Here is a 25,652-nt window from a genome sequence, read left to right on the forward strand (position 1 = left end):
AGTGTGTACTATAATGGGACGCGAATTTATTGAATTATTTGATGAATGGGCAGAAAGCTACGACAACACTGTGGTTGGCCATGATGAAGAATACAAAGAAGTTTTTGAAGGGTATGACGATATCTTAGAAGAAGTTGCCTCCAAAGTTAACGGAACAGTAATTGAATTTGGTGTCGGCACAGGCAATCTCTCAAAAAAGCTTCTAGATAAGGGGAATAAAGTAATTGGCATTGAACCATCCAAGGAAATGAGGGCCATTGCAACGCAAAAATTACCACAACTTTCTATCCATGATGGTGATTTCTTAACATTGCCTGCCTTCGATGAAAAAATTGATGGAATTGTATGCACATGGGCGTTCCATCACCTTACTGATGAAGAAAAAAATATTGCCATTGAAAAATATAGCACCTTGCTTGAAACAGGTGGGAAAATTGTATTTGCAGATACTGTCTATGAAAATGCAGAAGCAAAACGTGCTATAATAGAGGATGCGGAAGCAAGGGGTTTCAAAAATTTAGTTGATGACTTAAATCGAGAATATTATACAATGGTAGATGTACTGCAAAAGCAATTTACCGATCACGGTTTCTATGTAACCTTCAAACAATTAAACAAATTTGTTTGGTTAATAGAGGCTGAAAAACAATAATGCAGGAGGGTTTTTTTCAATGCAAAAAATGAATGTAGAAAGCTTCAACCTTGACCACACAAAAGTAAAAGCACCCTATGTGCGTTTGGTTGGAACAACAGAAGGTGTAAACGGGGATAAAGTATACAAATATGACATTCGTTTTTGTCAGCCTAACAATGAACATATGGAAATGCCTTCTCTTCACTCTTTAGAGCATATGATGGCTGAATTTATCCGAAATCACCTTGATTGCGTTCTAGATATCGGACCTATGGGCTGTCAAACGGGCTTTTATCTCCAAGTGATCAATCATTCAAACTATGAAGAAATTCTTGATGTTTTAGAAAAAACATTGAATGACGTATTACATGCTACTGAAGTTCCTGCATGTAATGAAATTCAATGCGGTTGGGCCGCCAGCCATAGCTTAGAAGGCGCGAAAGAGGTTGCGAAAAAAATGCTTGCCCATAAAGATGAATGGACAGAAGTTTTCGCGTAATATTTGAAATGGCGTTGTCACCATCATGACAGCGCCAATATTTTATTTATTATTTTTAAACCAAGTATTCATCTCGGACAACGCCATTTTTTCATATAATAGACGAAATCTTTATTTTATAAACTTTTGAGGTGCAAAATGAAGTATTATAAACATGTTCACGAATTAATAGGAAACACACCATTAGTTGAAATAACACAATTCGAGTTGCCTGTGGGCGTCCGTATCTTTGCTAAACTTGAATATTTTAATCCAGGCGGCAGCGTCAAAGACCGTTTAGGAAAAAAACTTTTACAAGCAGCACTTGAAAATGGCAATATTACAGAAGGTGGAACAATTATTGAACCTACTGCAGGAAATACCGGCATCGGGCTTGCCCTTGCTGCAGTTGGGACAGGAATTAACGTCATCTTTGTCGTACCGGAAAAGTTTAGTTTGGAAAAGCAAGAATTAATGCGGGCGTTGGGTGCCACAGTTGTAAATACGCCAACAAAAGACGGTATGACAGGGGCAATTGCAAAAACAAAGGAGCTTCTTCGTGAGATTCCGAATTCTTATTGCCCACAACAATTTGAAAATCCTGCTAATCCTGAAACATATTTTGAAACATTAGGACCCGAAATTTGGGAAGCGTTGGATGGACATATTGACGTTTTTGTCGCAGGAGCTGGATCCGGCGGTACTTTTACAGGTACTGCCAAATATTTAAAGGCGCAAAACCCGGCGGTAAAAACCGTTGTTGTTGAGCCAGAAGGTTCGATCTTAAACGGCGGAGAATCTGGTTCGCACCGGACAGAAGGAATTGGCATGGAATTTATTCCTCCATTTGTAGACAAGGAATTATTTAATGCCATTCATACGATTAGCGACGATGCTGCCTTTCTTCGCGTTCGAGAATTATCACAAAAGTGCGGCATGTTAGTCGGCAGTTCATCAGGTTCTGCCTTTGAAGCCTGCCTACGTGAGGCCAAACTTGCGAAACCAGGTACAAATATTGTAACCATCTTCCCAGACAGCAGTGAACGGTATTTAAGCTCTGGGATTTATAAAACAAACTAGGATTACAATCTTTTATCAACCAATAGGAGTGAAAATAATGCGCAAAAAAACCCAACTTATACATGGTGGTATCGCCAGAGACAAACATACAGGAGCCGTTTCAGTACCCATTTACCACTCAAGTACGTTTAAACAAGATGGTGTAGGAAATTTCGTTTACGAGTATGCAAGAACGGGAAATCCTACTCGTGAAGCAGTGGAAGCTTTGATTCGAGACATTGAGGGTGGCTATCGCGGCTTCGCATTTGGTTCAGGAATGGCGGCAATCACTTCTGTCATGATGCTTTTATCTGCAGGTGATCATGTGATTATCACTGATGACGTGTACGGAGGAACGTTCCGAGTAATGTCTAAAGTGCTCACTCGCTTTAATTTAGAATTTTCATTTGTAGATACAAGTTCAATTGAAGAAATTGAAAAAGCGATACAACCAAATACAAAAGCCATTTATGTTGAAACACCAACAAATCCACTTTTAAAAATAACTGATATTGCAGCTGTAGCACAATTTGCTAAAGCTCATAATCTATTATTTATCGTTGATAACACATTTAGTACACCATATTGGCAAAACCCAATTGAGCTTGGAGCAAATATCGTTCTTCACAGTGCTACGAAATACCTTGGTGGACATAGTGACGTAGTTGCAGGACTTGTTGTTGTCGACAATGAAGAACTTGGTCAGCAGCTTCATTTCATTCAAAATTCTGTTGGCGGTATTCTTGGACCACAGGATTCTTGGCTATTAATTCGAGGTATTAAAACATTAGGCGTACGGATGGAAGAAATCGAAGAAAATACAAAACGTATTGTACAGTTTTTACAACAGCATCAAGCTGTTTCGAAGGTATATTACCCAGGCCTTGAAGACCATAAAGGTCATGACACACATAAGAAACAAGCAAGAGGCTTTGGCGGCATGGTATCTTTTGATGTTGGCAGCACAGTAAAAGCTGAAGATTTATTACGCCGTACAAAATATTTTACGCTTGCTGAAAGCTTAGGTGCAGTTGAAAGCTTAATTTCACTCCCAGCCAAAATGACACATGCCTCTATCCCTGCTGAGCGCCGTGCAGAGCTCGGCATCACTGACGGACTTGTTCGCATCTCTGTTGGCCTTGAGGATGTGGAAGATTTAATCGAAGATTTAGCGCAGGCATTGGAATAGTTCTCATATATGATGGTATTATGGTAAGCCCTCAGACGATTGAGGGCTTTTATTATTGATGAGAAAAACCCCTCGGGCCTCGCTCCTTCCTTGAAGACAAGATGTGTTGGTCTTCCCTCTTTCTTGTCTTCATTTTTCTATTTTGAAGACAAGATGTACTGCATTCTCCCCTCTCTTGTCCGCATTTTCCCATTTTGAAGACAACATGCACAGGACCTCGCTCCTTCTTGTCCACATTTTCCTTTTTTCAAGACAAGATGTGCTAGTCCTCGCTCCCCACAAACATCTTCTATACAAATTACCAATATGTGATAAAATGGGATATTATAATTTACATAAGATTTGCAGTTAGTAAAAGGAGGACTTTGTTCCAATGAAAAAACAACTCATCGTCGGATGGTTGGTGCTAGTATTCAGTTTAATTTTACCTTCACAAATTAGTTACGCAGATGCCCAGCCAGGTGATGTTATTATTACGCTTGGTGAAGATTTGACACCAGAACAACAAGAGGCAATCAAACAGGAAATGGGTGCTACAGAGAATGACACGATTGTCACCGTCAGCAATGCCGAAGAACATCAATACTTAGGAAACTATATAAGCAAGGCACAAATTGGCTCAAGAGCCATTTCATCAGCGAAAATAACATTAAAAGAGGCTGGTTCAGGTTTAAACGTTGAAACAAAAAACATCAGTTGGGTCACAAAGGAAATGTATCAAAACTCACTTATTACAGCCGGTGTCAAAGATGCTGATATCTATGTCACAGCACCATTTCAAGTATCAGGTACAGCTGGATTGACAGGCATTTTAAAAGCCTACGAAGTATCAGGCGAAAAGGTCATTCCTGAAGAGCAAAAGCAACTAGCTAACGAGGAAATGGTGAAAACAGCACAATTAGGTGATCGCATCGGTGCAGATCAGGCAACCGCCTTGTTAACAAGAATTAAAGAAGAAATCGCCAAAAACCCAAATATAACAGATGCACAAGTATCTGATTTAATCGATCGTATTGCTGCAGAACTTGGGATTCAGCTTACAGCTTCAGAAAAACAGGGTTTAATCGATTTATTTAACAAAATGAAAAATATGAACATTGACTGGAACCAAGTTAAAAATGATTTAGTCTATGTTAAGGATCGCTTGAAGGAATTTATGCAGGATGACCGAACAAAAGGAATCATGAACAATTTTATTGATGTGCTTATTTCACTTTTAAATTGGTTAAAAGGATTAGTTGGTGCTGCGTAATAAAAATGGCGGGAAATCTTCTCCCGCCATTTTTTCATTATAGCTTCCTTCCAAAAGCTCTTCTTTCTTTAAAATTTGCCAAGACTGTATAAAGAGATGGTACAAGGACAAGCGTTAATACCGTTGAAAAAATTAATCCAGATATAATTGTCATCGCCATCGGTGAAAATAACGGATCGTGTGAAGCCGCTAATGGCGTTAATCCTGCCACCGCCGTTGATGATGTTAATAAAATGGGTCGGAAACGTGCTTCCCCAGCACCGATTACAGCCTCCTTCAACTTTATTCCTTCATGGCGTGCATCCTCTATAAATTCAATCAGAACAATCCCATTGCGGACAACAATTCCTGAAAGTGAGATGGCGCCCATCATTGTCATAAATCCAAGCGGCGTTTGTGTCAAAAATAAGCCAATTAGGCTCCCGGCAAATGCTAAATAGATGGTACTCATTACTAGAAACGGCAATGACAATGAATAAAACTGCATCGCAATTAAAATAACGATAATAAATAAAACGGCAATTGAAAGTTTAGCCATATCGATAAAAATATCAGTTTGCTCCGATGTTTCTCCTCCTATTTTCCAGCTGTAGCCTTCCGGTAGATTCATTTTTTCCAACCTTGGCTTTAACTCATTCATAACCTCTGTTGCGGTACGGCCGCGAATATCACTGTATACAGATACAACCCGTGCCATGTCTTTATGCATAATAGCCCGTGGTGCAAACGATGGTTTGATTAAGACGAGCTCTGATAATGGGACTTGTTCACCGGCTAAATTGGGGACTGATAATTTATCAAAAATCGCAAGCGGCTCATCTCCGCCATTGCTTGCATAGAGCTGAATATCCACCAAGTCTTTTCCATCATCAAACTCACTAACCGTAATACCCTCCCCAACAAGGCGAAGCGTTTTTGATAAATCACTATAAGTAACCAGCTTTTGGTCCATTAATTCCTTATTTACTTGAAAATCAAGAGCATAACGGTCAATCCCAAAATCGTCAATGATATTATATGTTCCATTTAAGGACGCAATTTGCTCCTTCATTTGTTGCGATATTTTCCGAAGCTCATCAATATCTTCACCAAAAACTTGAATCTCCACAGGTTTCCCCACAGGCGGACCAGTTACAAGAATCCTAGGCATAATCATTACACCTGGAAACTGTTTTTTAAATTCCTCTGTCCATTCAAGCTCGATGTCTTTGGGAAGCTTTTTCGAGTCATCAAGCACTACTACAAGCTGACCAACCTCTATTCCCTCACCGGCACTAGTATCGCCCATAAACATTTTTGGAGCACTTCCGCCTACATAGGAAGCAACTGTTTCCACTTCCTCTTTCTCAAGAAGAAACTTGGTTACATCATGGACAACTTGATTTGTAGCCTTAATGTTTTGTCCAGTTGGCATTCTTATATCAACGAGCAATTCCGGTCGGTTATCAACTGGAAAAAGGTCAATTGGAATAAGCGGGATTAAAAAGTAGGCCAAAGAACCAATCACCATTCCTATAATACTTGTTCTTTTCGGATGGCTCAGAATTTTCGGCATTAATCGTTTCGAGTACCATTTCGTTAAGCGAAACAATGGTTTTCCCAAAAGACCTGCATACCGTTTTTCTTTAGCCTCCTTCACTTTTATATTTTGCTGTTTTCGTGTCTCTCTCCAGCGTCTGTAAATTGGAACGATCGTTAATGACATCACCATTGATGCGAGCATTGTCAGCGAGATAATGGTTGGAACCGGCCGAATAAAATAGCCTGTATTTCCTTGTAAAAATAAAAGTGGACCGAACGATGCAATGGTTGCAAATGTCGCGGTTATGATAGAAATAGATACTTCCTTAGCACCATCAACCGCCGCTTTTTCCGGCGGCTCCTGAAGGATCGATAATCTCCGTTCGATATTATCGTTTACGACAACAGCATCATCCACTAAAATCCCAAGTACAATAATTAAGCCTACAAGCGTCATCTGATTCAAGGTAATGTTTAATGATGGCAAAAACATTAATCCTAATGCTAGTGAAATCGGAATGGCGAGGGCAACAACAATGGATGATGAAAGGTTTAAACCAAGTGTACAGACAAATAATACTGCAGCAATTGCAATTATCATTTCTCTACCTAGTTCCCCAAATAATTCTTTTACCCTCTCATTTTGTGAGAAAATAGAGTGGACCTCGACCCATTCCGGCAAATCCTTTGAAAGTCGCTTGACCGCTTGATCAATTTTTTGTTGAATGGCTGGGACATCACTACCCATTTCGCCATTAATATTAATGGATATCGCCGGGATTCCATTATGGTAAGCATAATACTCAGCTTTTTCAGTTGTTAATTCAACGGTGCCGATATCGCGTAAAAAAACCGGAAATCCTTGTGAAGTTCTTGTAATCAATACATTCTCTATGGTCTTCACTGGATACTTTTCCGGTAGTTTTAATTGGTATGTCCGTTCATCAATATCTAAGTTTCCTAATGGGATTTTTTCATTTTCCTGCTTAATTGCATTTACCACTTGTGTCCATGATAGGCTGTATGCAGCTAACTTTTCTACGTTTATATCAATTCGAACCTCTTTATCGGGAAGGCCATCGATTTGTACTTCAGCAACATTAGGAATTCCCCTTAGTGTTTGCTGCCAAACCTCCATATCATCTCTTAAACTATAAAGATCTTGCAATGTTGGGGCCGTAATATTGAAGGATTGGATAAAAGAACGATTTAAATCATCATTGATGACTGGAAGAATGACATCCTCCGGCAAATCTTTTTCAGCATCCTTTACCTTCTTACGAAGCTCATCCCATTTTTGTTTTGGGTCTACATCAGCATTTGCCTCCACCACAATAACGGAACGTCCAAGCGCTGATGTTGATTCAATTGATTTGAGATCCTCCATTTCATTGATTTTTTCTTCAATAATATTTGTTACATTATGTTCGACCTTTTCTGGAGATGCACCTGGATAAATGGTAGTAACAGTAGCCACATTAATTACAATGTCTGGCATTTCTTGTTTTGGCAGCTGAAAGAAACTTAAAAAGCCAATCATGACAACCATCACAAAAAACAGCAAAGTTATTTTTTGCTTCTTAATTGCGTATGCTATCATTGTTTTTTCGTCCCTTCCCCTATTTCAACTGTCACCTGATCTCCATCAAATAAATGATCTGCACCTTTCGTTATTACTTTTTCATCAACTGAAAGACCTGAAGTGATTTCAATCTTATCTTCAAATAGAGCTCCTACAGTAACCTCAGTTTTAACTGCTTTTCCATTTTTAAATAAAAAGACATAGGGCTTGTTTTTAGTCCCTGTACTTATAACTGCTTCAACAGGTACATAAATCCCTTGTTTTTCCTTTAATTTGGCTTTTGCTTTTACCACTTGACCTGGAAACCACTTATGGTCATTGTTAGGGATCTCAAGTTCAACACTGATGGTCCCAGTTTTTTCGTTCGTTGCGGGAAAAATATTGATGACTTTTCCTAGCTTATGATCCTCGTACAGCTCAAGCTCAACGTTTTCACCTATATTCCAATCGGCAATTTGATAATCAGGCACGGGCAATAGCAACCTCAATGTGTCAATTTGTGCGATCGTATAAACAGGTATCCCCGGGCTGATAAGTTCACCATTTGAAGCGAGTTTTTTTACAATAACACCTGAAAACGGGGCTATTAAAGATGTTTTTTCCAATGCCAACTGGGCTTGTTGTTTCGATAAATTGGCATTAAGAAGGCTTGCCTTCGCTTGATTGACTGATGCTTGCATTTGTTTTTCCTGCTCTGGACGAACTCCCTCCTCAATTAGAGAGTATGATTGTTTTGTATTTTCATAGCTCGTTTCAGCATTGATATAATTTAATTTAGCACCTTCAAGCACTTGTACTGAGATGGCACCTGATTCGAACAATTTTTTCATGCGCTCATAGTCAGTGCTTGCATTTTTATAGGCTTCCTCTGCTCTCACTACAGCCAGCTTAGCTTGTATTCTTTCTTGCTGTCGTGCTCCATTTTTAGCCTCTTCTAATCCAGCTTGTGCGGCTGAAACACTAGCACTTGATGATTGTATGGCAGCATTCGCTTTCTCAAGCTGAAGCTCATAATCACGACTATTGATCCTTGCCAATGCAACCCCCTTATTTACAAACTGCCCCTCTTCAAATGGAAGTGATTCAATAACTCCGCCGATTTCAAATGAAGTGTAAGACTCTTCCTTTGCAGCAAGTGTTCCAGACAGTGTTGAATAAACCATTCCTAGTTCTTTTGTCACTGTTTCCGCTTTTATAGTCTTACTTTCTTTCTTAGCTTCTTGCTGTTCAGCATTATTACAGCCTGCTAATAGAAGTGAAAGTGAAAAGCATATAGCTATATTGATTATTACCCTTTGTGTCCGCATAACCTTCTCCCCCCGCTTATCTACCAATTTATAATTTTTCAAGAGAATATTTTTACTTATTGGTTGTCAACATTATGTATATAGCGTTATGGTTTTGGTTATGTTCAGGGCACAAAAAAAAATGGCGGAATCTAATCCGCCATTTTTCTTATAAGTTATCTTGATCAGTTAAGATTATTGGACCATCTTTTGTAATAGCAAGTGTGTGCTCATATTGGGCAGATAATTTGCCATCAATTGTACGAGCTGTCCAGCTATTATTATCCATTTTGCTCTTCCAATCACCAACGTTAACCATTGGCTCGATCGTGATAACCATCCCTTCTTTGAGCCTTGTGCCTTTTCCGGGTTGACCGTAATGAAGAACCATTGGTTCCTCGTGAATGGTAGGCCCAATGCCGTGTCCAGTGAACTCACGAACAACCGAAAAACCTTCGCTCTCAACATACGTCTGGATTGCATGGCCAATATCGCCAATTCGATTACCGACTTGTGCTTGTTCAATTCCTAGATATAAGGCCTTTTTGGTAACATCCATTAGCTTCTTTGTTTCTTCGGTAGCTTCACCAACTTGGTATGTCCAAGCAGAATCAGCAAGTGCTCCATTTAAATTTACAACCATGTCAATTGTTACAATGTCGCCATTTTTCAATGGTTCCTTCCGTGGAAAACCATGACAAATTTCATCATTTACTGATGCACATGTTGCAAATTGATAACCTTGATACCCTTTTTGTTCAGGTGTAGCACCATGCTTTTCAAGAAAACCCTCCACAAACTGATCTATTTCATGAGTTGTAATCCCCGGTTTAATCATTTTTGCAATTTCACGGTGAACTTGAGCCAGTAATTTACCAGCTTCATGCATTAATTCAATTTCTCTTTGTGATTTTAATGAAATCATTGTAAGCCTCTTTTCTTGTGTTTTCTACGATAATTATTTTAATCCAAAAAGTCCTTGAAATCCAATTCTTATGTTTCGTGAAGCTTTTAGGCTACCTATTCTGTTACAACTTCTCCTGTCCATTCGTTCATGCCGCCTACCATATTATAGATATTTTTCACCCCTTTTTGGACTAAAATATCGCTTGCTTGAGCCGAGCGGTTTCCGGAGCGACAAACAATTAAATATTTGTTGTCTTGAGAGAATTCATTGATTCGTGCTTCAATTTCCTGCAAAGGAATTAACTGAGCCTCTGGTATATGACCTTCTTTGTATTCCTCTGGGGTACGAACATCAATAACTAAAATTCCTTGTTTGATAAGCTTCTCCGCCTCGTTTACATCAACGTTTGTAAAAGTACCTTCCTTTATACTTGTTGCTATATTTTCAGAAACCTCTGATTTGTTATTTCCAGCACACCCTGCTACTGTCATAATAGAAGTAATCATAAATAATGCTACTAATATTTTCATTGAAATGCTCCCTCTTTTTTTATTTCAACTAACCATCTTTAGTTTACAGCAAAAGTGAAATACGTCCATAAGTATTTTACAAAAAAACTATATATCATTATTCGATACATTATGATAAAATCCGACTTATAATCCATTTTTGGAGTGATGATGTTGAGCCTAAACCTTGACGATTTAAAAAAAGCTTTTTCAGTCTGTGAATTTCCATTTTATAAAAATATACAAATCAATGGCAATAAGGCAGAATGCACGTTATACAGTATTAAATCAAATTATCATACAACGATTTACTTGGATCTTTCCGACTTTGATAAATTAATCCATCAAATCTCAATAGAACTCATTAAATTAAGATCCCAAGAAATAGTTGAAAACCAAACAGTAATTAAGCAAGCTGAAGGCATTTCTTTTAAGCTTGATTAATTTACAAACAAAAAAACTAGTGCTATAGTAAAAACGTAAAAAACACTAGATAGGGGAGCTAAGTAAACTTGGCTGAGAGGATACTATCCTGTATCGACCCTCAAACCTGATCTGGGTAATGCCAGCGTAGGAATGAAACATTTAGCAATTAAATGTAATCATACTTATTGCACTTTTAGCTGGCTGCCCTTTGGGTAGCCTTTTTTAATTTATTTTCAGGGGGCTTTTATAATGAAAAGGAGTAAGACGTTATTTTTAGTTGAAGTAGCTTTATTTTCGGCTCTTGCTTATGTATTTGATTTACTGGCAAATATGATTGAACTTAAGATTTGGCCGCAAGGAGGTTCAATCTCCATCGCCATGGTTCCCGTTTTCTTAGTTGCCTTCAGATGGGGGATCAAGGGTGGAATGCTTTCAGGACTACTCCTTGGAGGGCTGCAGGTTATAACAGGGCAAGCTTATATTGCCCATCCGGTTCAAGGGCTTTTGGATTATTTTATTGCCTTCATTGTTTTAGGCTTGGCTGGTGTCTTCATGAAGAAAATCCAACAAGCAATTAGTGAGCATTCAAAAAGAAAAGTTACCACCTATGTTATACTCGGTACATTATTAGGAAGTGGTTTGCGCTACGCCTGCCATGTAATCGCTGGAATCATCTTCTTTGGTGAATATGCACCAAAAGGCACACCGGTAAGCATCTATTCACTTGTTTATAACGGTACCTATATGCTACCCGCTTTTGTATTAAGCGCCATTTTTGTTTCATTATTAATTAATACTGCTCCAAGATATTTCAATGTAACAAGCACTACTAAACTAAAATATTAATTACTGCAATAGGTCGTTTTTTTAACGGCCTTTTTTTTATGGTAAAATATGCTGTAGGTGAACTATTTTGAAATAGGGAGGTTTTAATTGATGTTGGAAGATTCAAGCTTTGCCATACATCCTGATGCAAAAGAAAGCAAGCGTAATATTAATTATTATGATATCGGCTCACTCCTCTCTTTCGAACAATCCAATCAACTATTTAACATAACATGTGAGCATGGTTTTCTTCTTATTCATTTTTATAGGTTGGATATCGTAAGAATTGTTATGAATCCCTATTCAAAACCTTCCTTAAAAAGCAGTGTCGCTTTAGTGAAAAATCCGGAAAATGTGGATGTTAAGATAGAAGAAACTAAAGACAAAATAATATTAACCACTTCTAAACTCACGGTTGAATTACTGAAATCACCGTTGCTTCGCGTTTGTATAAAGGATGAAAAAGGCACAACCCTCGTATCTGAATCAGCCTTAGGGATGGGCTACACAAGTGCAAAACAGGTGATTTGTTTTAAAGATATGGAACAAGATGATCATTTTTATGGATTTGGTGAGAAAACAGGTTTTCTTGATAAACGTGGGGAGCAACTGACGATGTGGAATTCTGATGTATATGCTCCGCATAATCCCGAAACAGACCCCCTGTATCAATCAATTCCTTACTTTATGACTGTACGAAACGGGAAAGCCCATGGTATTTTCTTCGATAACACATGGAAAACAACCTTTGATTTAAAGAATGCTGAACAAGAAAACACTTATTCCTTTTCAGCTGCCGGCGGACAACTGGACTATTATGTTTTAGCCGGACCCACGCCAAAGGATGTAATTGAACAATATACAGATTTAACAGGAAGAATGCCGTTGCCACCTAAGTGGGCGTTGGGCTATCATCAATCAAAATATAGCTACAAGTCCGAGCAGGAAGTAAGAGCTCTTGCCGAAACATTTAAACAAAAGCAAATTCCAATTGATGCCATACATCTGGACATCCATCATATGGATGGGTACCGTGTTTTTACGTTTGATCAAAGCGCTTTTCCTAATCCAAAAGAACTCCTATCAGAGCTTAAAAGCAATGGCATCCATGTCGTTCCGATTGTCGACCCCGGAGTAAAAAAAGACCCCTCCTACCCTATTTACAGAGAAGGCGTGCTCGGCAATCATTTTTGCAGATATATCGAAGGCGACCTATACCTTGATGAAGTATGGCCGGAAATCAGCGCCTTTCCTGATTTTACAAAAACAGAAACGAAAAATTGGTGGGGGGAAAAGCATTCATTTTATACTGATTTAGGCATTGAAGGCATCTGGAATGATATGAATGAGCCCGCTGTGTTCAATGAAACGAAAACGATGGACACAGAAGTCATTCATGCTAATGACGGTGACCTAAAAACACATGAAGAGCTTCATAATATTTATGGGTTACTAATGGGAAAAGCAACGTACGAAGGTTTACAAAAACAATTACAAGGGAAGCGCCCCTTTCTATTAACCCGTGCCGGCTTTGCTGGCATTCAAAGATATGCAGCCGTATGGACGGGAGATAATCGCAGCTTTTGGGAGCACTTAGAGATGTCCTTACCGATGTGCATGAATTTAGGACTGTCTGGAATTCCATTTTGTGGTCCGGATGTTGGCGGTTTCGCTCATAATTCAAACGGACCATTATTAACCCGGTGGATGCAGGTTGGAGCGTTCACACCTTTTTTCCGTAATCATAATGCCCTAGATTCAGTCGCCCAAGAACCATGGGCATTTGGGGAAAAATATGAAAAGATTATAAAGAAATATATCGACCTACGATACCAATGGCTTCCCTACTTCTATTCATTATTCAGGGAAGCAAGCGAGTTAGGTATCCCAGTGATGAGGCCCTTATTGCTCGAATATCCAAATGACCCTTATGTCACAAATCTTTCAGATGAATATCTTATTGGTGATAATGTCCTGATTGCTCCGATTATGAAACCAGACACATATCATCGAGTAGTTTATCTACCCCAAGGTGATTGGGTTGATTACTGGTCGGATGAAATAATCTCTGGTGGTACGCATATTCTAACGGAAGCTTCCCTGGAGATATTGCCGATTTTTATAAAAAAAGGGACAATGATTGCATTGGGCGCAAGGAAACAATCAACCATGGTGCCGGAGACAAATATGCAAATTCATCTTTATCCCGATGACAAAGGGGAAGCATCGTACACATTGTATGACGATGACGGTGAAACATTTGCATATCAAAAAGGACATTATTTTTTAAAACAAATAACATGCCAGTATTCCCAACATAGTATTGAGGTTTCAATTAAAAATTACACTTCTGCCTATAAACCTACTTGGGAGCAATGGACATTCGTTATACACCATGCCACCCCGTCTATTAATATTACAGTAAATGGAAACAACCTTTCAATTAACAACCGACTCTATAACAAAGAAAAGCAAACTCTCTCGATTACTGTAGGTGAATAATCTGTAAAAAGACCCAAATTGCCATGCACCATCTTTCATGTGGTTACAGGGCATTTTGGGTCAGTTATTTCATATTAATAGAAATCAAGCAAACATCATCTTTTAATGTTTTGCCATCCACGAACTTCTTCTTTATTTCCTCAATTAATTCGATATTATTTGGATTTTCAACTACCAGCTTTTCCAATACTTGGGTACTATCATTGCCAACCGCATTTATTAGTTCGATAATCCCATCGGTATATAGTAGTACGGTCGAAAAATCTTTATAAAAAATTTGTTGTTTAGTTACATTCATTTCGGGGAATATCCCTACTAGAATGCTACCTTCATCCATTCTCAATATTGTTTTCCCATCCAATAACAAGAGACCTGAAGGGTGGCCGGCATTCACGTATTCTATAGTTTTTAAGTTAGTGTCAACCACCATATAGATGGCCGTTGCATAGGTCGATTGCTGATTTGAATTAAATAAATGATAGATATGATGGTTTAACTCTTTCATAACCTCTACTGGGTCGGTTATGGTCGTGATTAACCCCCTTAATAAGGAGCGAATCGACATACTGATTAAGGCTGCAGACACACCATGTCCCATTACATCAAGCAACATGATGCCAAATTTATTTGGTGAGATCTCAAACCAGGAATACATATCACCCGATAACGATTCAGAAGATTGATAGTAGGCGTTAATATTCATATTTTCCGAGTAAATAGGTTCTGATAATACACTGGTTTGCAATTTTTTAGCAAAATCCAGTTCCCTTTTCACCCTTTCTTCTTCTATCAAAATCCTTTCAAAAGCTTGGCCAAGTTCAATTGCATTTCCGATAAAGTTTGCCAATGTTTGCATGACCTGAATATCACCCTCAGTAAACTTGTGTGGAGACGGGTCAACCGCACAAAGAGTTCCAAACATTGTATTATCATCTAAAATAATAGGAACACCTAAATATGAACCAATATTAGACCTTGATGTCGCATCTAATTTGGAAACAATCGGATGGACCGACGTGTCTTCAATCATAAGCGGCTCCCGTCTCCCACTATAGATTAGGTTACAGTATGACTCCTGAAGAGGGATTGTATTTCCTTCGCTTAAAAGGCAACCATCTATTTTTTTAAAAACCTTCAATATTGAAAAGGATTCATCCGTAGTTCTACCAACGAAAAAAGTCCGGACTTTCATCGCTTGATTTAACAATTCAAAGGCATGGACTGTTGCTTCATTAAATTTACTTGAAATTTTCCCAAGCATTTCTAAAGTACTCATTCATTCCACCATCCCGTTTTCCAACACTATTAAAGTAAGTATAACAAAAAACCACTCGAACAAGAGCGGTTTTGCTAACTAAAATTGCTTCCAATCGTGATTACCATACGGTTCGTTTATGAATACAATATTTTAATGCCAATCTTTTGGATAAAAGTAAGTAGAAGGAGTACGTAAATGAAACATATTGTGAAACGCGGAGAAACCTTAAGTTCAATTTCTCTGGACTATCGAACCCCACTTTCAAGAATTATTAAAGCTAATCCATCGATGAACCCACATGCGATTTTCCCTGGACAGCTTATTGAAATCCCCGGCTTTCCACCCATTGAGACACAGCCGTATCGTATTCATATTTCAGCTACAAAACGGAAGCTACAGTTATACAAGAATAGAAGTTTGCTAAAAGTATACCCCATAGCTGTCGGGAGGATGGTGACCGCTACACCAACCGGAGACTTCATTATCATTAATAAAGCGCCGAATCCCGGTGGCCCATTTGGATCAATGTGGATGAGTTTATCAAAGCAGCATTATGGAATTCATGGTACGAATAATCCAAGCTCCATCGGAAAGGCTGTTTCAAAAGGTTGTATACGGATGTATAACCGTGATGTAGAGGAACTTTCAAGAATCGTTCCGATTGGGACGCCTGTACAGATAAGGCCAAATTAGGGCTTCTCTTAATGGAAGCCCTTCATTCTTACTTTTCCTTCATAGATCCGGTACAGAATAAAAGCAGCCACTGAAATCAATGCTCCAGTTATATACGGTAGATCAATCATAATCGTATATAACACACCTGCAATCGGAGGGCCAAGGATACGGCCTAATGATTCAAATGATGATAAGACACCGGTTATACCACCGTACCCACTCGTATTTGTTTTTGTTAATAAGGAAGAAACAGCTGGCCGAATCACGCCATTTCCTACTCCAAAAATAGTTAAAAAGAGGGCTGCGGTGAAAAAATCTTTGGTTAATAAAATGAGCGCAAAGCCAATGATAGAAACCACAATCCCCGCTTGAATTACACTCGCTTCCCCGTACTTTTTAATAAAACGCCCGACTAATCCACCCTGCACCGCCGCGCCGGCAAATCCCATAATCATAAAAATATAGCCTAAATTTACCGAATCAATCCCCGCACGGGCTGCAGCGAAGTATGCAAATGTTGCTTCAAGTCCTGCTAATGAGAAGGAAATAAACATAGAAAGAAAGTAAAGAAAGCCTGCTGTACCACCCACTGTTTTCCAAGGCGTCCCTTTAGCTCCTGTTGTGGTTGACTGCCCCTGTTTTGACAATGATTCTTTCAAAAATAATAGTACAAAAATAAACGTTACTAACGATACGATTCCCGCTATCCAAAACGGAGTATTCAGGCTTACTTTCGAAAATACACCACCGATGGCAGGGCCAAAAATAAAACCTAGACCCACAGCCGCTCCGATAATTCCCATCCCTTTACCGCGATCTTCTGGCGTTGTTATATCTGCTACATAAGCCATCGATGTAGGCATATTGGCCGAAGATAAAATACCGCCAATGATTCTTGCTGCAAATAGCATCCATAACTCGGTCGAGATGGCAAATAGGAAAAAGGAAAGAGCAAGACCTAAAATTCCAATAAGCAGGACTGGCTTTCTTCCAATCCTGTCAGAGATTCTCCCCCACATTGGGGCAAACAAAAGTTGCATTAAAGAATAAACAGCCATTAATAACCCCAACTCAGTCGGTGTTGCCCCAATTTCTTCGGCAAAGAATGGTAAGACGGGAATAATAATACCGAAACCTACCATTACTAAAAACATAATTATAAATAGAAGCAATAGTGCCTTTTTATTTTTCAAACGAGATCCTCCATTTCAAGCCAAAGTACGTAATCAAGATTAGCATATAATATTTTCTATTTAATTTCTAATTTTTACTCTTAATGGAAAAAATAGTTTCTATGGTTACTGTTGCCACTATGTCTACTATGTTATTCAAGAAAAACAACTTGAAATTTTAAATATAAACGAATATTATTAGAAACGTACGTTTAAATGTTCGTGTCTTGGAGGTAATACCATTGTTCAAATTAAAAGAAAATCATACAAGCATAAAGACAGAAATTCTAGCAGGCGTTACTACATTTTTAACAATGGTCTATATTGTTGTTGTAAATCCAATTATTTTATCGGATGCAGGTGTACCATTTGAGCAAGTTTTTACAGCAACCATAGTCGCTACAGTAATTGGAACCTTATGGATGGGATTAGCTGCCAATTATCCGATTGCGATAGGCCCTGGAATGGGTTTAAATGCCTATTTCGCTTATTCCGTTGTCGGTACTCACACCGAAATTTCCTATCAAGTCGCCTTTGCAGCAGTTTTTGTAGCCGGCGTCCTGTTTGTTATTTTATCTTTAACGCCATTACGTGAAAAATTAATTGAAGCAATACCTGAAAATTTAAAGCATGGCATCACAGCCGGAATCGGCTTATTCATTGCTTTTATTGGCTTACGTTTAACCGGAATCATTACAGACCATCCTTCAAATCTTGTTGCCCTTGGTGATTTGCATTCACCGCAGGCACTCTTGGCTTTAATCGGTTTGGCAGTAACTCTAATCTTATTAACATTAAATGTGAATGGTGCATTATTCCTTGGAATGATCATCACTGGTATTATCGCTTATTTTTCCGGTCAGCTTTCTTTTGATAAAGGATTTGTAGCAAAGCCGACATTGCCGGAAGGGCTCATCGTTCTAAATCCAATAAATGCCTTTCTTGATGTAATTCATTATGGTTTGTATGCCGTTGTTTTCTCATTTTTGCTTGTTACCATTTTTGATACAACCGGAACAATGGTTGGTGTGGCTGAGCAAGCTGGATTAATGAAAGGAAATAAACTACCAAGAGCACGACAAGCGTTGTTAGCCGACTCCATTGCTACAACAGTAGGAGCTATGTTTGGTACAAGTCCTACCAGTGCCTATATTGAATCATCTTCTGGTGTTGCCGCTGGTGGGAGAACTGGTTTAACCTCGGTTACTGTGGCTGTATTGTTTATCATTTCGGCCTTTTTCGGTCCATTGGTAGGTGCTGTATCAGGACTATCAGCCATTACTGCGCCAGCCCTGATTATTGTCGGAAGTTTAATGATGGGCAACATTTCCAATATAAGATGGCATGAACTCGATGAAGCATTCCCTGCCTTTTTAATTATTTTAAGCATGCCTTTAACATCCAGCATTGCCACAGGGATTGCTTTAGGCTTCATAACCCATCCGTTAATGAAAATCGTGAAAGGGAAATGGCGTGAAGTTCATCCATTAGTTTATGTTTTTGCCGTATTGTTCTTTTTTCAACTTGCCTATCTTCCACATTAGAAAGACAGCTACTACCGCCACAATAGCGGAAGCTGCTCCCTTATCAGTATTAAAAAATCAGGTGGATCTATTCCACCTGATTTTATTTTATTTGTACAATATTGTATTCATAACTTTTGTTTCAATAATAATTTAGGCTGTCATCAATCGGAATGACTACTTTGATCTTTGTACCTACATCTTCAATTGATTCAACTTCAAATGTTCCTTTTAAAAGGCTGGCCCTTTCTTTCATACTATATAATCCAATCCCCTTTTGAACATTCAGACTTTTACTATCAAAGCCCTTTCCCTCATCGATGATTTGCAGTTCTACGCTCTTTACATTATTGATAATTCTTACAATTACCCTTTCTGTTTCGGCATATTTTGCCGCATTATTCAATGCTTCCTGAAAAATTCGATAAAGCTCTGTTTCTATTTCTTTTGAAAATCTTCGCTTCTTACCCCCGAACTCTAATACAACTTTGATGCCAAAGGTAGTTTCATATCTCTGAATGTGGGTACGTATGGCGGAAAGTAAACCAAGATCATCAAGAGCACTCGGACGTAGCTGAAATACAATTGCTTTTACTTCTTCCATCGAACTAGCTGTTAATTTTTCAACATTTTGGATATGTCTGATCATACTCTCGTCCGACCCTAAATCCTTTAACGTTTTAAGAGATAGTAAGATTCTAGATAAAGATTGCCCTATTTCATTATGGAGTTGCCGCGAAACCTTCATTCTTTCCTCTTCTTGGGCCATTAAGATAGTTGACGTTATAATACTTTCCTGCGCACGTAGTCTTTCTTCTATTAAAGTTCTTTGAAGTTCGGCTTTCTCTTTCCCTTCAAAAATTTCTCTAAATTGTGGAAAAAAGATACCTCTAAATAGATAAAAATAACCAAGCATTTTATATATATGGCCTAGAAGGTTATCTGCATCATATACATTACGATAAAGTGTAAATACTAATTCCCCAATTAAAATAAAAATAATTCCAATAAAAACAAGTAAATAATTGCGATTCCGTTCGGCGACATACTTCTTCGTAATAATAACTAATGTCATAAAATGAATAATACTGATGATATATTCGAGGATTACCTTCGTGTTTGTAACACCAGTCCCCTCCCGCACTAGTGCGGGGAAATTAGGGGCATAATGTAAAATAATATAGATGAATAGCGGAATAAATAAGCACGTAAAAGACATTCTAATATTTTTCTGCTTTTCATTTATTTTTTTATCATGATGGTTATAAAGTTTTACAAAGAAAACTCCCAACCCAATACTTTCTATTAATCTAGCAGTGATCCAAAACCATGTTGAAATTGCTACGGAATCCCCATATTGAAAAAAAGGCATCCCCTTATATGATAAAGTATGCACTAAATCAATCGAGCCTACCAAAAAAAAGAGTAAGCTCAAGTGTAACCTTTGAACAGAATGTGTGTGTTGAAATGTTAGCCAACCATGAAAGAATATAGAGAATGACACAAAGATACTAAAGAGCTCAAATAATGTGTGAAAGATTAAAAAGTATGAAGAGTCATATATGAAAGAAATCGTAAGGTGGAGCACTCTCGTTAAGATAAATGCTAATAAAGCAACAATAACTACTAAAATCGTCCTTATTTCAAATTTATTTAATACAGCCATAAAGCCACCACTACTCCAAGTCAAGCAAGCCTTGCATTAGAGCATCTCCTTTGCACCATTTTTAACCAAGTATTTGAATATTTTACATGAAATTCTATTATTTTTCAATTTTCATTTTATTACAAAAAAGTGTACTAAAAAATTCCTAATTAGTATAAAAACTGTTACATTCCCAATGTTATACTCACAGTAACAAATAGAGATAGGAAGGTGATAAACATGGCTGACAAACAAAAAAACCGGCTAATGCTGCTTTTTTCATTCGGGGTTGTCCTTTTATCGATTATTACACATGTTCTCCACCGATCGTTTAATATGTTCCAAGATTACCTTGTGTTCAATCATATGAACGGTGTTCCGGAAAATTTAGTAATCTTGTTAAATATATTATTTTTTCTTCCAATAATACTATTGATCAGTACTTATATCATTTATATCAAACACCCTGATTATCATAAATATATACCATTTTTAAACATGCTCACCTTGACATTCAGCAGTATTTCTATAATTGCAGGTGGAGATGGTATGGTAGAGTATCATTTTTCGATTTTTATGGTTTTAGCCATTATCGCCTATTATGAATCCGTTAATCTAATCCTCATTAGTACAATCATTTTTGCAATTCAGCATTTCCTTGGATTTTTTGTTGCACCAGAACTGCTTTGCGGTACAAGTGATTATACTTTTGGCTTACTTATGATTCATGCCGTCTACCTAATCTTTACAAGCGTAGCAACAATCATGCAAATTGAGACGAAAAAACAAAACACTAACAAATTAATGATAGAAAAAACGGAACGTGAGCAAGAATTAAAAGAAGTTTTAAATAACTTGAAATCAACATCGAACCGTGTTGTAGAAACCTCACAAAATCTTGCTGCTAATGTTGCGCACACCATCATGGAAAGTGACCACATTACCGAAAAGATGGAGGAAGTTGCCCAAGGAACCGAACAACAATCACTGTCTTCAAAAGAAAGTGCCACCGCTATGGACGAAATGGCCATCGGTATTCAAAAAGTCGCAGAAGCGGCAAATGTTGTTTCGGAACAATCAAAAGCAACTGTAATGGAAGCCAGAAATGGTGAAAAAGCCATCGATGGTGCTGTTAAGCAAATGGATTTAATTAGTCATTCCGTCCGCAATCTTTCATCAACCATTGCTTTATTAGTAGAAAAATCTAAGCAAATTGATGAAATCCTTAAAGTCATTACAACGATATCTGATCAAACCAATTTACTTGCCCTTAATGCAGCCATTGAAGCAGCTCGAGCAGGAGAACATGGCAAAGGTTTTGCGGTTGTCGCTGATGAAGTAAGGAAGCTGGCAGAACAATCAAGGATTTCTGCAAAAGAAATTACAGAATTAATTAGAGAAATTCAAGATGACACAGATAAAGCAGTTGAAGCAATGAAAATAGGCACAAAAGATGTTGAGAATGGATTGGAAATTGTCCATCATACAGGGGTTAGTTTCAGAAATATAGTAGCTGCATCGGAGACTGTAGCAGTACAAATTGAGGAAATGTCTTCGATTGCTGAACAAATGTCAGCCAGCTCAGAAGAGGTGACGGCTTCTGTTGATGAAGTAGCCCGGATTGCTTCGACAAATGCCGAAAGTACGCAAAGCGTTGCCCAATCAACAAAAAAGCAAGTTGAGGCTCTGAAGGGAATTTCCGATGTATCCACAAATCTTAAATCATTAGCAGTGGAACTTCAAGACTTAATTCATAAATTTGATCACGCAAACTAACTAAAATGTCATGTGCTCCACATACCTCAGATTCATCTGGGTTTGCGGCAGTACATGACATTTTTTATTTATAGAGTTTTTTACTTATTGTTTAACCGCCTCTTCTAGTTGTGCAAAATGTTCTTCCACCACACCAGATGGTCTAGCCGTCATTAAACTTACAAGAAAGACTGCTAATAAGCTTGCAGTAAAGCCTGGAATCATTTCATAAAGGAAATCAGATAAGCCAGCGTTAGACCAAGCAATGACAGTCACTGCTCCGACAATCATACCAGCAAGTGCTCCCCATCTGGTCATCCGCTTCCAATATAAGCTTAGTAAAATGACTGGTCCGAAAGAAGAACCAAATCCAGCCCAAGCATAGCCAACAAGATTTAGAATTGTATCGTTTTTCTGCCAAGCAAGGATTAAGGCAACGATGGAAACAAGTAAAACTGACAATCGTCCTGTGAACACCAATTCTTTATCAGATGCCTCACGGCGGAAAAATGTTTTATATAAATCTTCTGTTAAGGAACTAGAAGTAACAAGCAACTGTGATGAAATCGTACTCATTACTGCTGCAAGAATTGCTGATATAAGGAAACCTGTGATAATTGGATGGAATAAAATGTTTCCTAACATAATGAAAATCGTTTCTGGGTCGTCTAATGTAATTCCATTGACGGAATAATAAGCAATACCGATAAGACCTGTAAACATTGCCCCACCCACAGAGAAAATCATCCAGCTTATCCCAATGCGGCGCGCTTTTTTCATTTCTTGCACATGTGTAATCGCCATAAAACGCACGATAATGTGAGGTTGTCCAAAATAACCAAGGCCCCATGCGAATAAAGATGCAATACCTAAAAAGCTGGTACCTTTGAAAATATCTAGTAATGCTGGATTAACGTGATGAATCTCTGAAAACGATGTATCTAAACCACCAACAACTATAATTGTTACAACAGGTACTAGAATTAAGGCCAACACCATGATTAAACCTTGAACTGCGTCCGTCAAACTTACTGCTAGGAAACCACCGAACAATGTATAAGCAACTACCACCGCTGTAATTATAATCAAACCTGTGTGATAGCTAATATGAAAGGTACTTTCAAATAGTACCCCTCCGGACACCATGCCCGCTGATACATAAAAGGTAAAAAAGACCATAATAACTAGACCAGAAATTAAGCGAAGCAGTTTTGATTTATCTTCAAAACGATTTTCCAAATAACCAGGAATTGTAATCGAGTTATTGGCTATTTCAGTGTACGTTCTTAAACGTGGAGCTACCCAAATCCAGTTTGCCCAAGCTCCTAACGTTAAGCCGATTGCAATCCAGGAAGCGCTTAATCCCGTTGCATACATAGCACCAGGAAGGCCCATTAAAAGCCATCCACTCATGTCGGATGCTCCGGCGCTTAGCGCGGTTACCATTGGACCAAGACCACGGCCACCAAGCATGTAATCAGATAAATTGGAAGTCCGTTTATAAGCGTAGTAACCTATCCAAAGCATCCCTATCATGTATACGCTAACGGAAATTAATAATTGCAAGTTATTTCCCAAGTGCTTTCCCCCTCAATATTTTTCACAATTTAGAAACCAATATGTCAGTTTTTGTATTATTCTGTAGTATTTGAGCTATCTCTATATTACACAATTTTTATGATTTTGCGAACGTTTTTCAAATATAATTTTATAATTTTCCTATAAATATAATTTTTCGAATATTCGGTTTCCACTATGTAAAACAACAGAGTCACAAAGAAAACAAATGGCAGGTTTAAAGGATAAAATGAACCCTGCCATTTGTTTACTATATTAGGGTAATTTATAGCCATTCACTAATCGTTTTTGCTTGCATATGAAGTGTTAAATAGTCCGGCCCACCTGCTTTTGAATCTGTTCCAGACATATTGAATCCTCCAAATGGCTGATAACCCACGATTGCACCTGTACAGTTGCGGTTGAAATATAAGTTTCCTACATGGAATTCACGCTTCGCGCGCTCAATGTGCTCACGATTATTGGAAATAAGTGCGCCGGTTAAGCCATATTCAGTATTATTAGCAATTTCAAGTCCTTCATCGAAAGTCTTGAATTTGGAAAACCCTAATAAAGGACCAAAGATTTCTTCTTGTTGAATTCTACCATTTGGATCAAGGTCAGCAATAATCGTCGGCTCAATGAAGTACCCTTTTGAATCATCACCATTGCCGCCGGCAACAATACGTCCTTCCTTTTTACCGATTTCAATATATTCCATAATTTTATTAAATGAAGCTTGATCAATAACTGGTCCCATATATGTTTCATATTTCTCTGGATTTCCAGTAACCGCTGCTTTCGTAAATTCAACAACACGTTGTAATACTTGATCATATACATCCTCATGTACTACTGCTCTAGATCCTGCAGAACATTTTTGGCCTGCAAAACCGAATGCGGATGTGAAGATTGAGCGAGCTGCTAATTCAATATCACATTCTTTATCAACAACCACCGTATCTTTACCACCCATTTCAGCAATGACACGTTTTAAATGCTTTTGACCAGGGTGAACGACAGCTGCACGACTGAAGATACGAAGACCAACATCACGAGACCCTGTGAACGTAATTAATGCAGTTTTGGGATGGTCAACTAAATAGTCACCCACTTCGGTGCCGCTGCCTGGAACAAAGTTTACTACCCCCTTTGGAAGACCAGCCTCCATTAATACTTCTACAAACCATGAGGCAACTACTGGAGTGTTACTTGCAGGCTTAAGAAGAACTGTGTTACCAGTAACGATTGGGGCTACAGTTGTACCACACATAATTGCAAATGCAAAATTCCAAGGAGGAATTACAATCGTAACACCTGACGGTTGATAAATGTATTGATTGCGTTCGCCTTCACGGCTTTTAACCAGTTTTCCATTTTTTAGTTCAATCATTTGACGTGCATAATATTCCATAAAATCAATGGCTTCTGCAGTATCTGCATCAGCCTCCTTCCAAGGTTTACCTGCCTCTTTCACTAATAAAGCAGAGAATTCATGTTTACGGCGGCGCGTAATTGCAGCAGCACGAAAGAGAATTCCTGCTCTCGCTTCCGGATCCCAATTTCTCCATGTTTTAAATGCCTCTGATGCCGCTTGCATTGCTTTTTCAGCTAAATCTTTATTAGCCTTGGAAACACAGCCCACTACTTCTTCTTTATTTGCGGGATTTATAGATACTATTTTTTCTTCCGTCGACATTCGCTCACCGTTAATGACCAAGTCATAATCCTTGCCCATTAACGTGTTTACCTTTTCTAGAGCAGCAGCAAAATCATTTCGATTGTTTTCAATCGAAAAATCAGTAAGTGGTTCATGTTTATATGGTGTAAACATAAAATCACCCCTTTTTCTGTTCTTATGATATTAATATTCATCTGATAGCTTTTATAATGTACG

Annotated in this window: 20 protein-coding genes and 1 riboswitch; of the genes, 11 read left to right on the forward strand and 9 right to left on the reverse strand. The window is 38.2% G+C overall.

The genetic code is table 11. From position 1 onward, the window contains the following. The first annotated feature begins 13 nt into the window (after positions 1–13). The 5 genes from ACNQFZ_RS06315 (at position 14) to ACNQFZ_RS06335 (ending at position 4,612) form a co-directional block, all read left to right on the forward strand. Positions 14–652, forward strand: coding sequence for a class I SAM-dependent DNA methyltransferase (locus ACNQFZ_RS06315; protein ID WP_458414475.1), 639 nt, complete (start codon positions 14–16; stop codon positions 650–652). Between the two features lie 19 nt (positions 653–671). Further along, entirely contained in the window at positions 672–1,133 is a 462-nt protein-coding gene (locus tag ACNQFZ_RS06320; protein ID WP_458414476.1) for an S-ribosylhomocysteine lyase, read from the forward strand. Positions 1,134–1,271: 138 nt separating this feature from the next. Then, positions 1,272–2,192: a PLP-dependent cysteine synthase family protein gene (locus ACNQFZ_RS06325; protein WP_458414477.1), complete on the forward strand. Its 921-nt coding sequence runs from the start codon at positions 1,272–1,274 to the stop codon at positions 2,190–2,192. 37 nt (positions 2,193–2,229) lie between these two features. Continuing rightward, positions 2,230–3,360, forward strand: a complete 1,131-nt coding sequence (locus tag ACNQFZ_RS06330) for a bifunctional cystathionine gamma-lyase/homocysteine desulfhydrase (protein WP_458414478.1) — start codon at positions 2,230–2,232, stop codon at positions 3,358–3,360. Between the two features lie 373 nt (positions 3,361–3,733). Beyond that, a complete protein-coding gene (locus tag ACNQFZ_RS06335) occupies positions 3,734–4,612 on the forward strand; it encodes a DUF1002 domain-containing protein (RefSeq protein WP_458414479.1) in 879 nt (292 codons plus the stop codon). Positions 4,613–4,649: 37 nt separating this feature from the next. Here ACNQFZ_RS06335 and ACNQFZ_RS06340 read toward each other — a convergent pair whose 3' ends face one another. From ACNQFZ_RS06340 to ACNQFZ_RS06355, 4 genes are all read right to left on the reverse strand, one after another. Continuing rightward, positions 4,650–7,733, reverse strand: coding sequence for an efflux RND transporter permease subunit (locus ACNQFZ_RS06340; protein ID WP_458414480.1), 3,084 nt, complete (start codon positions 7,731–7,733; stop codon positions 4,650–4,652). Next, positions 7,730–9,022 carry an efflux RND transporter periplasmic adaptor subunit gene (locus tag ACNQFZ_RS06345; RefSeq protein ID WP_458414481.1) on the reverse strand — a complete coding sequence of 431 codons (1,293 nt, stop codon included), beginning with the start codon at positions 9,020–9,022 and terminating at the stop codon, positions 7,730–7,732. The genes ACNQFZ_RS06340 and ACNQFZ_RS06345 overlap by 4 nt, the downstream gene beginning before the upstream one ends. A gap of 148 nt (positions 9,023–9,170) precedes the next feature. After that, positions 9,171–9,926, reverse strand: a complete 756-nt coding sequence (gene map, locus ACNQFZ_RS06350; protein WP_458414482.1) for a type I methionyl aminopeptidase — start codon at positions 9,924–9,926, stop codon at positions 9,171–9,173. Positions 9,927–10,021: 95 nt separating this feature from the next. Continuing rightward, the gene (locus ACNQFZ_RS06355) at positions 10,022–10,438 is read right to left on the reverse strand and encodes a rhodanese-like domain-containing protein (protein ID WP_458414483.1); all 417 of its coding nucleotides are present in this window, start codon (positions 10,436–10,438) and stop codon (positions 10,022–10,024) included. 147 nt (positions 10,439–10,585) lie between these two features. Here ACNQFZ_RS06355 and ACNQFZ_RS06360 point away from each other — a divergent pair, with 147 nt between their 5' ends. From ACNQFZ_RS06360 to ACNQFZ_RS06370, 3 genes are all read left to right on the forward strand, one after another. Then, positions 10,586–10,861, forward strand: coding sequence for a hypothetical protein (locus ACNQFZ_RS06360; protein ID WP_458414484.1), 276 nt, complete (start codon positions 10,586–10,588; stop codon positions 10,859–10,861). A gap of 41 nt (positions 10,862–10,902) precedes the next feature. Then, positions 10,903–11,010, forward strand: a riboswitch (TPP riboswitch). An 82-nt stretch (positions 11,011–11,092) separates the two neighbouring features. Next, positions 11,093–11,689, forward strand: a complete 597-nt coding sequence (gene thiT / locus ACNQFZ_RS06365; protein ID WP_458414485.1) for an energy-coupled thiamine transporter ThiT — start codon at positions 11,093–11,095, stop codon at positions 11,687–11,689. A 90-nt stretch (positions 11,690–11,779) separates the two neighbouring features. Continuing rightward, positions 11,780–14,170, forward strand: coding sequence for a glycoside hydrolase family 31 protein (locus ACNQFZ_RS06370; protein ID WP_458414486.1), 2,391 nt, complete (start codon positions 11,780–11,782; stop codon positions 14,168–14,170). A gap of 64 nt (positions 14,171–14,234) precedes the next feature. Here ACNQFZ_RS06370 and ACNQFZ_RS06375 read toward each other — a convergent pair whose 3' ends face one another. Next, the gene (locus ACNQFZ_RS06375) at positions 14,235–15,446 is read right to left on the reverse strand and encodes a GAF domain-containing SpoIIE family protein phosphatase (protein WP_458414487.1); all 1,212 of its coding nucleotides are present in this window, start codon (positions 15,444–15,446) and stop codon (positions 14,235–14,237) included. A gap of 177 nt (positions 15,447–15,623) precedes the next feature. Here ACNQFZ_RS06375 and ACNQFZ_RS06380 point away from each other — a divergent pair, with 177 nt between their 5' ends. After that, entirely contained in the window at positions 15,624–16,121 is a 498-nt protein-coding gene (locus tag ACNQFZ_RS06380; protein WP_458414488.1) for a L,D-transpeptidase family protein, read from the forward strand. Between the two features lie 8 nt (positions 16,122–16,129). On the opposite strand, the gene ACNQFZ_RS06385 is transcribed toward ACNQFZ_RS06380, so the two are convergent. Beyond that, entirely contained in the window at positions 16,130–17,296 is a 1,167-nt protein-coding gene (locus ACNQFZ_RS06385) for an MFS transporter (protein WP_458414489.1), read from the reverse strand. Between the two features lie 221 nt (positions 17,297–17,517). Between ACNQFZ_RS06385 and ACNQFZ_RS06390 the strand changes: the two genes are divergently transcribed. Next, positions 17,518–18,819: an NCS2 family permease gene (locus ACNQFZ_RS06390; RefSeq protein ID WP_458414490.1), complete on the forward strand. Its 1,302-nt coding sequence runs from the start codon at positions 17,518–17,520 to the stop codon at positions 18,817–18,819. Positions 18,820–18,940: 121 nt separating this feature from the next. On the opposite strand, the gene ACNQFZ_RS06395 is transcribed toward ACNQFZ_RS06390, so the two are convergent. Next, on the reverse strand, positions 18,941–20,464 hold the full coding sequence (locus ACNQFZ_RS06395; RefSeq protein WP_458414491.1) for a sensor histidine kinase: 1,524 nt from the start codon (positions 20,462–20,464) through the stop codon (positions 18,941–18,943). 219 nt (positions 20,465–20,683) lie between these two features. Here ACNQFZ_RS06395 and ACNQFZ_RS06400 point away from each other — a divergent pair, with 219 nt between their 5' ends. Then, a complete protein-coding gene (locus ACNQFZ_RS06400; protein ID WP_458414492.1) occupies positions 20,684–22,219 on the forward strand; it encodes a methyl-accepting chemotaxis protein in 1,536 nt (511 codons plus the stop codon). An 84-nt stretch (positions 22,220–22,303) separates the two neighbouring features. Here ACNQFZ_RS06400 and putP read toward each other — a convergent pair whose 3' ends face one another. After that, entirely contained in the window at positions 22,304–23,776 is a 1,473-nt protein-coding gene (putP, locus tag ACNQFZ_RS06405; RefSeq protein ID WP_458414493.1) for a sodium/proline symporter PutP, read from the reverse strand. A 265-nt stretch (positions 23,777–24,041) separates the two neighbouring features. Next, entirely contained in the window at positions 24,042–25,589 is a 1,548-nt protein-coding gene (gene pruA / locus ACNQFZ_RS06410; protein ID WP_458414494.1) for an L-glutamate gamma-semialdehyde dehydrogenase, read from the reverse strand. Between the last annotated feature and the right edge of the window lie 63 nt (positions 25,590–25,652).

It is taken from the genome of Schinkia acidoalkalinis (genome assembly GCF_054301215.1).

Bases quoted from the DNA above. Each gene is read 5' to 3' on its own strand.
- ACNQFZ_RS06315 (WP_458414475.1), top strand. From the start codon at position 14: ATGGGACGCGAATTTATTGAATTATTTGATGAATGGGCAGAAAGCTAC.
- ACNQFZ_RS06320 (WP_458414476.1), top strand. From the start codon at position 672: ATGCAAAAAATGAATGTAGAAAGCTTCAACCTTGACCACACAAAAGTA.
- ACNQFZ_RS06325 (WP_458414477.1), top strand. From the start codon at position 1,272: ATGAAGTATTATAAACATGTTCACGAATTAATAGGAAACACACCATTA.
- ACNQFZ_RS06330 (WP_458414478.1), top strand. From the start codon at position 2,230: ATGCGCAAAAAAACCCAACTTATACATGGTGGTATCGCCAGAGACAAA.
- ACNQFZ_RS06335 (WP_458414479.1), top strand. From the start codon at position 3,734: ATGAAAAAACAACTCATCGTCGGATGGTTGGTGCTAGTATTCAGTTTA.
- ACNQFZ_RS06340 (WP_458414480.1), bottom strand. From the start codon at position 7,733: ATGATAGCATACGCAATTAAGAAGCAAAAAATAACTTTGCTGTTTTTT.
- ACNQFZ_RS06345 (WP_458414481.1), bottom strand. From the start codon at position 9,022: ATGCGGACACAAAGGGTAATAATCAATATAGCTATATGCTTTTCACTT.
- map (WP_458414482.1), bottom strand. From the start codon at position 9,926: ATGATTTCATTAAAATCACAAAGAGAAATTGAATTAATGCATGAAGCT.
- ACNQFZ_RS06355 (WP_458414483.1), bottom strand. From the start codon at position 10,438: ATGAAAATATTAGTAGCATTATTTATGATTACTTCTATTATGACAGTA.
- ACNQFZ_RS06360 (WP_458414484.1), top strand. From the start codon at position 10,586: ATGATGTTGAGCCTAAACCTTGACGATTTAAAAAAAGCTTTTTCAGTC.
- thiT (WP_458414485.1), top strand. From the start codon at position 11,093: ATGAAAAGGAGTAAGACGTTATTTTTAGTTGAAGTAGCTTTATTTTCG.
- ACNQFZ_RS06370 (WP_458414486.1), top strand. From the start codon at position 11,780: ATGTTGGAAGATTCAAGCTTTGCCATACATCCTGATGCAAAAGAAAGC.
- ACNQFZ_RS06375 (WP_458414487.1), bottom strand. From the start codon at position 15,446: ATGAGTACTTTAGAAATGCTTGGGAAAATTTCAAGTAAATTTAATGAA.
- ACNQFZ_RS06380 (WP_458414488.1), top strand. From the start codon at position 15,624: ATGAAACATATTGTGAAACGCGGAGAAACCTTAAGTTCAATTTCTCTG.
- ACNQFZ_RS06395 (WP_458414491.1), bottom strand. From the start codon at position 20,464: ATGGCTGTATTAAATAAATTTGAAATAAGGACGATTTTAGTAGTTATT.
- ACNQFZ_RS06400 (WP_458414492.1), top strand. From the start codon at position 20,684: ATGGCTGACAAACAAAAAAACCGGCTAATGCTGCTTTTTTCATTCGGG.
- pruA (WP_458414494.1), bottom strand. From the start codon at position 25,589: ATGTTTACACCATATAAACATGAACCACTTACTGATTTTTCGATTGAA.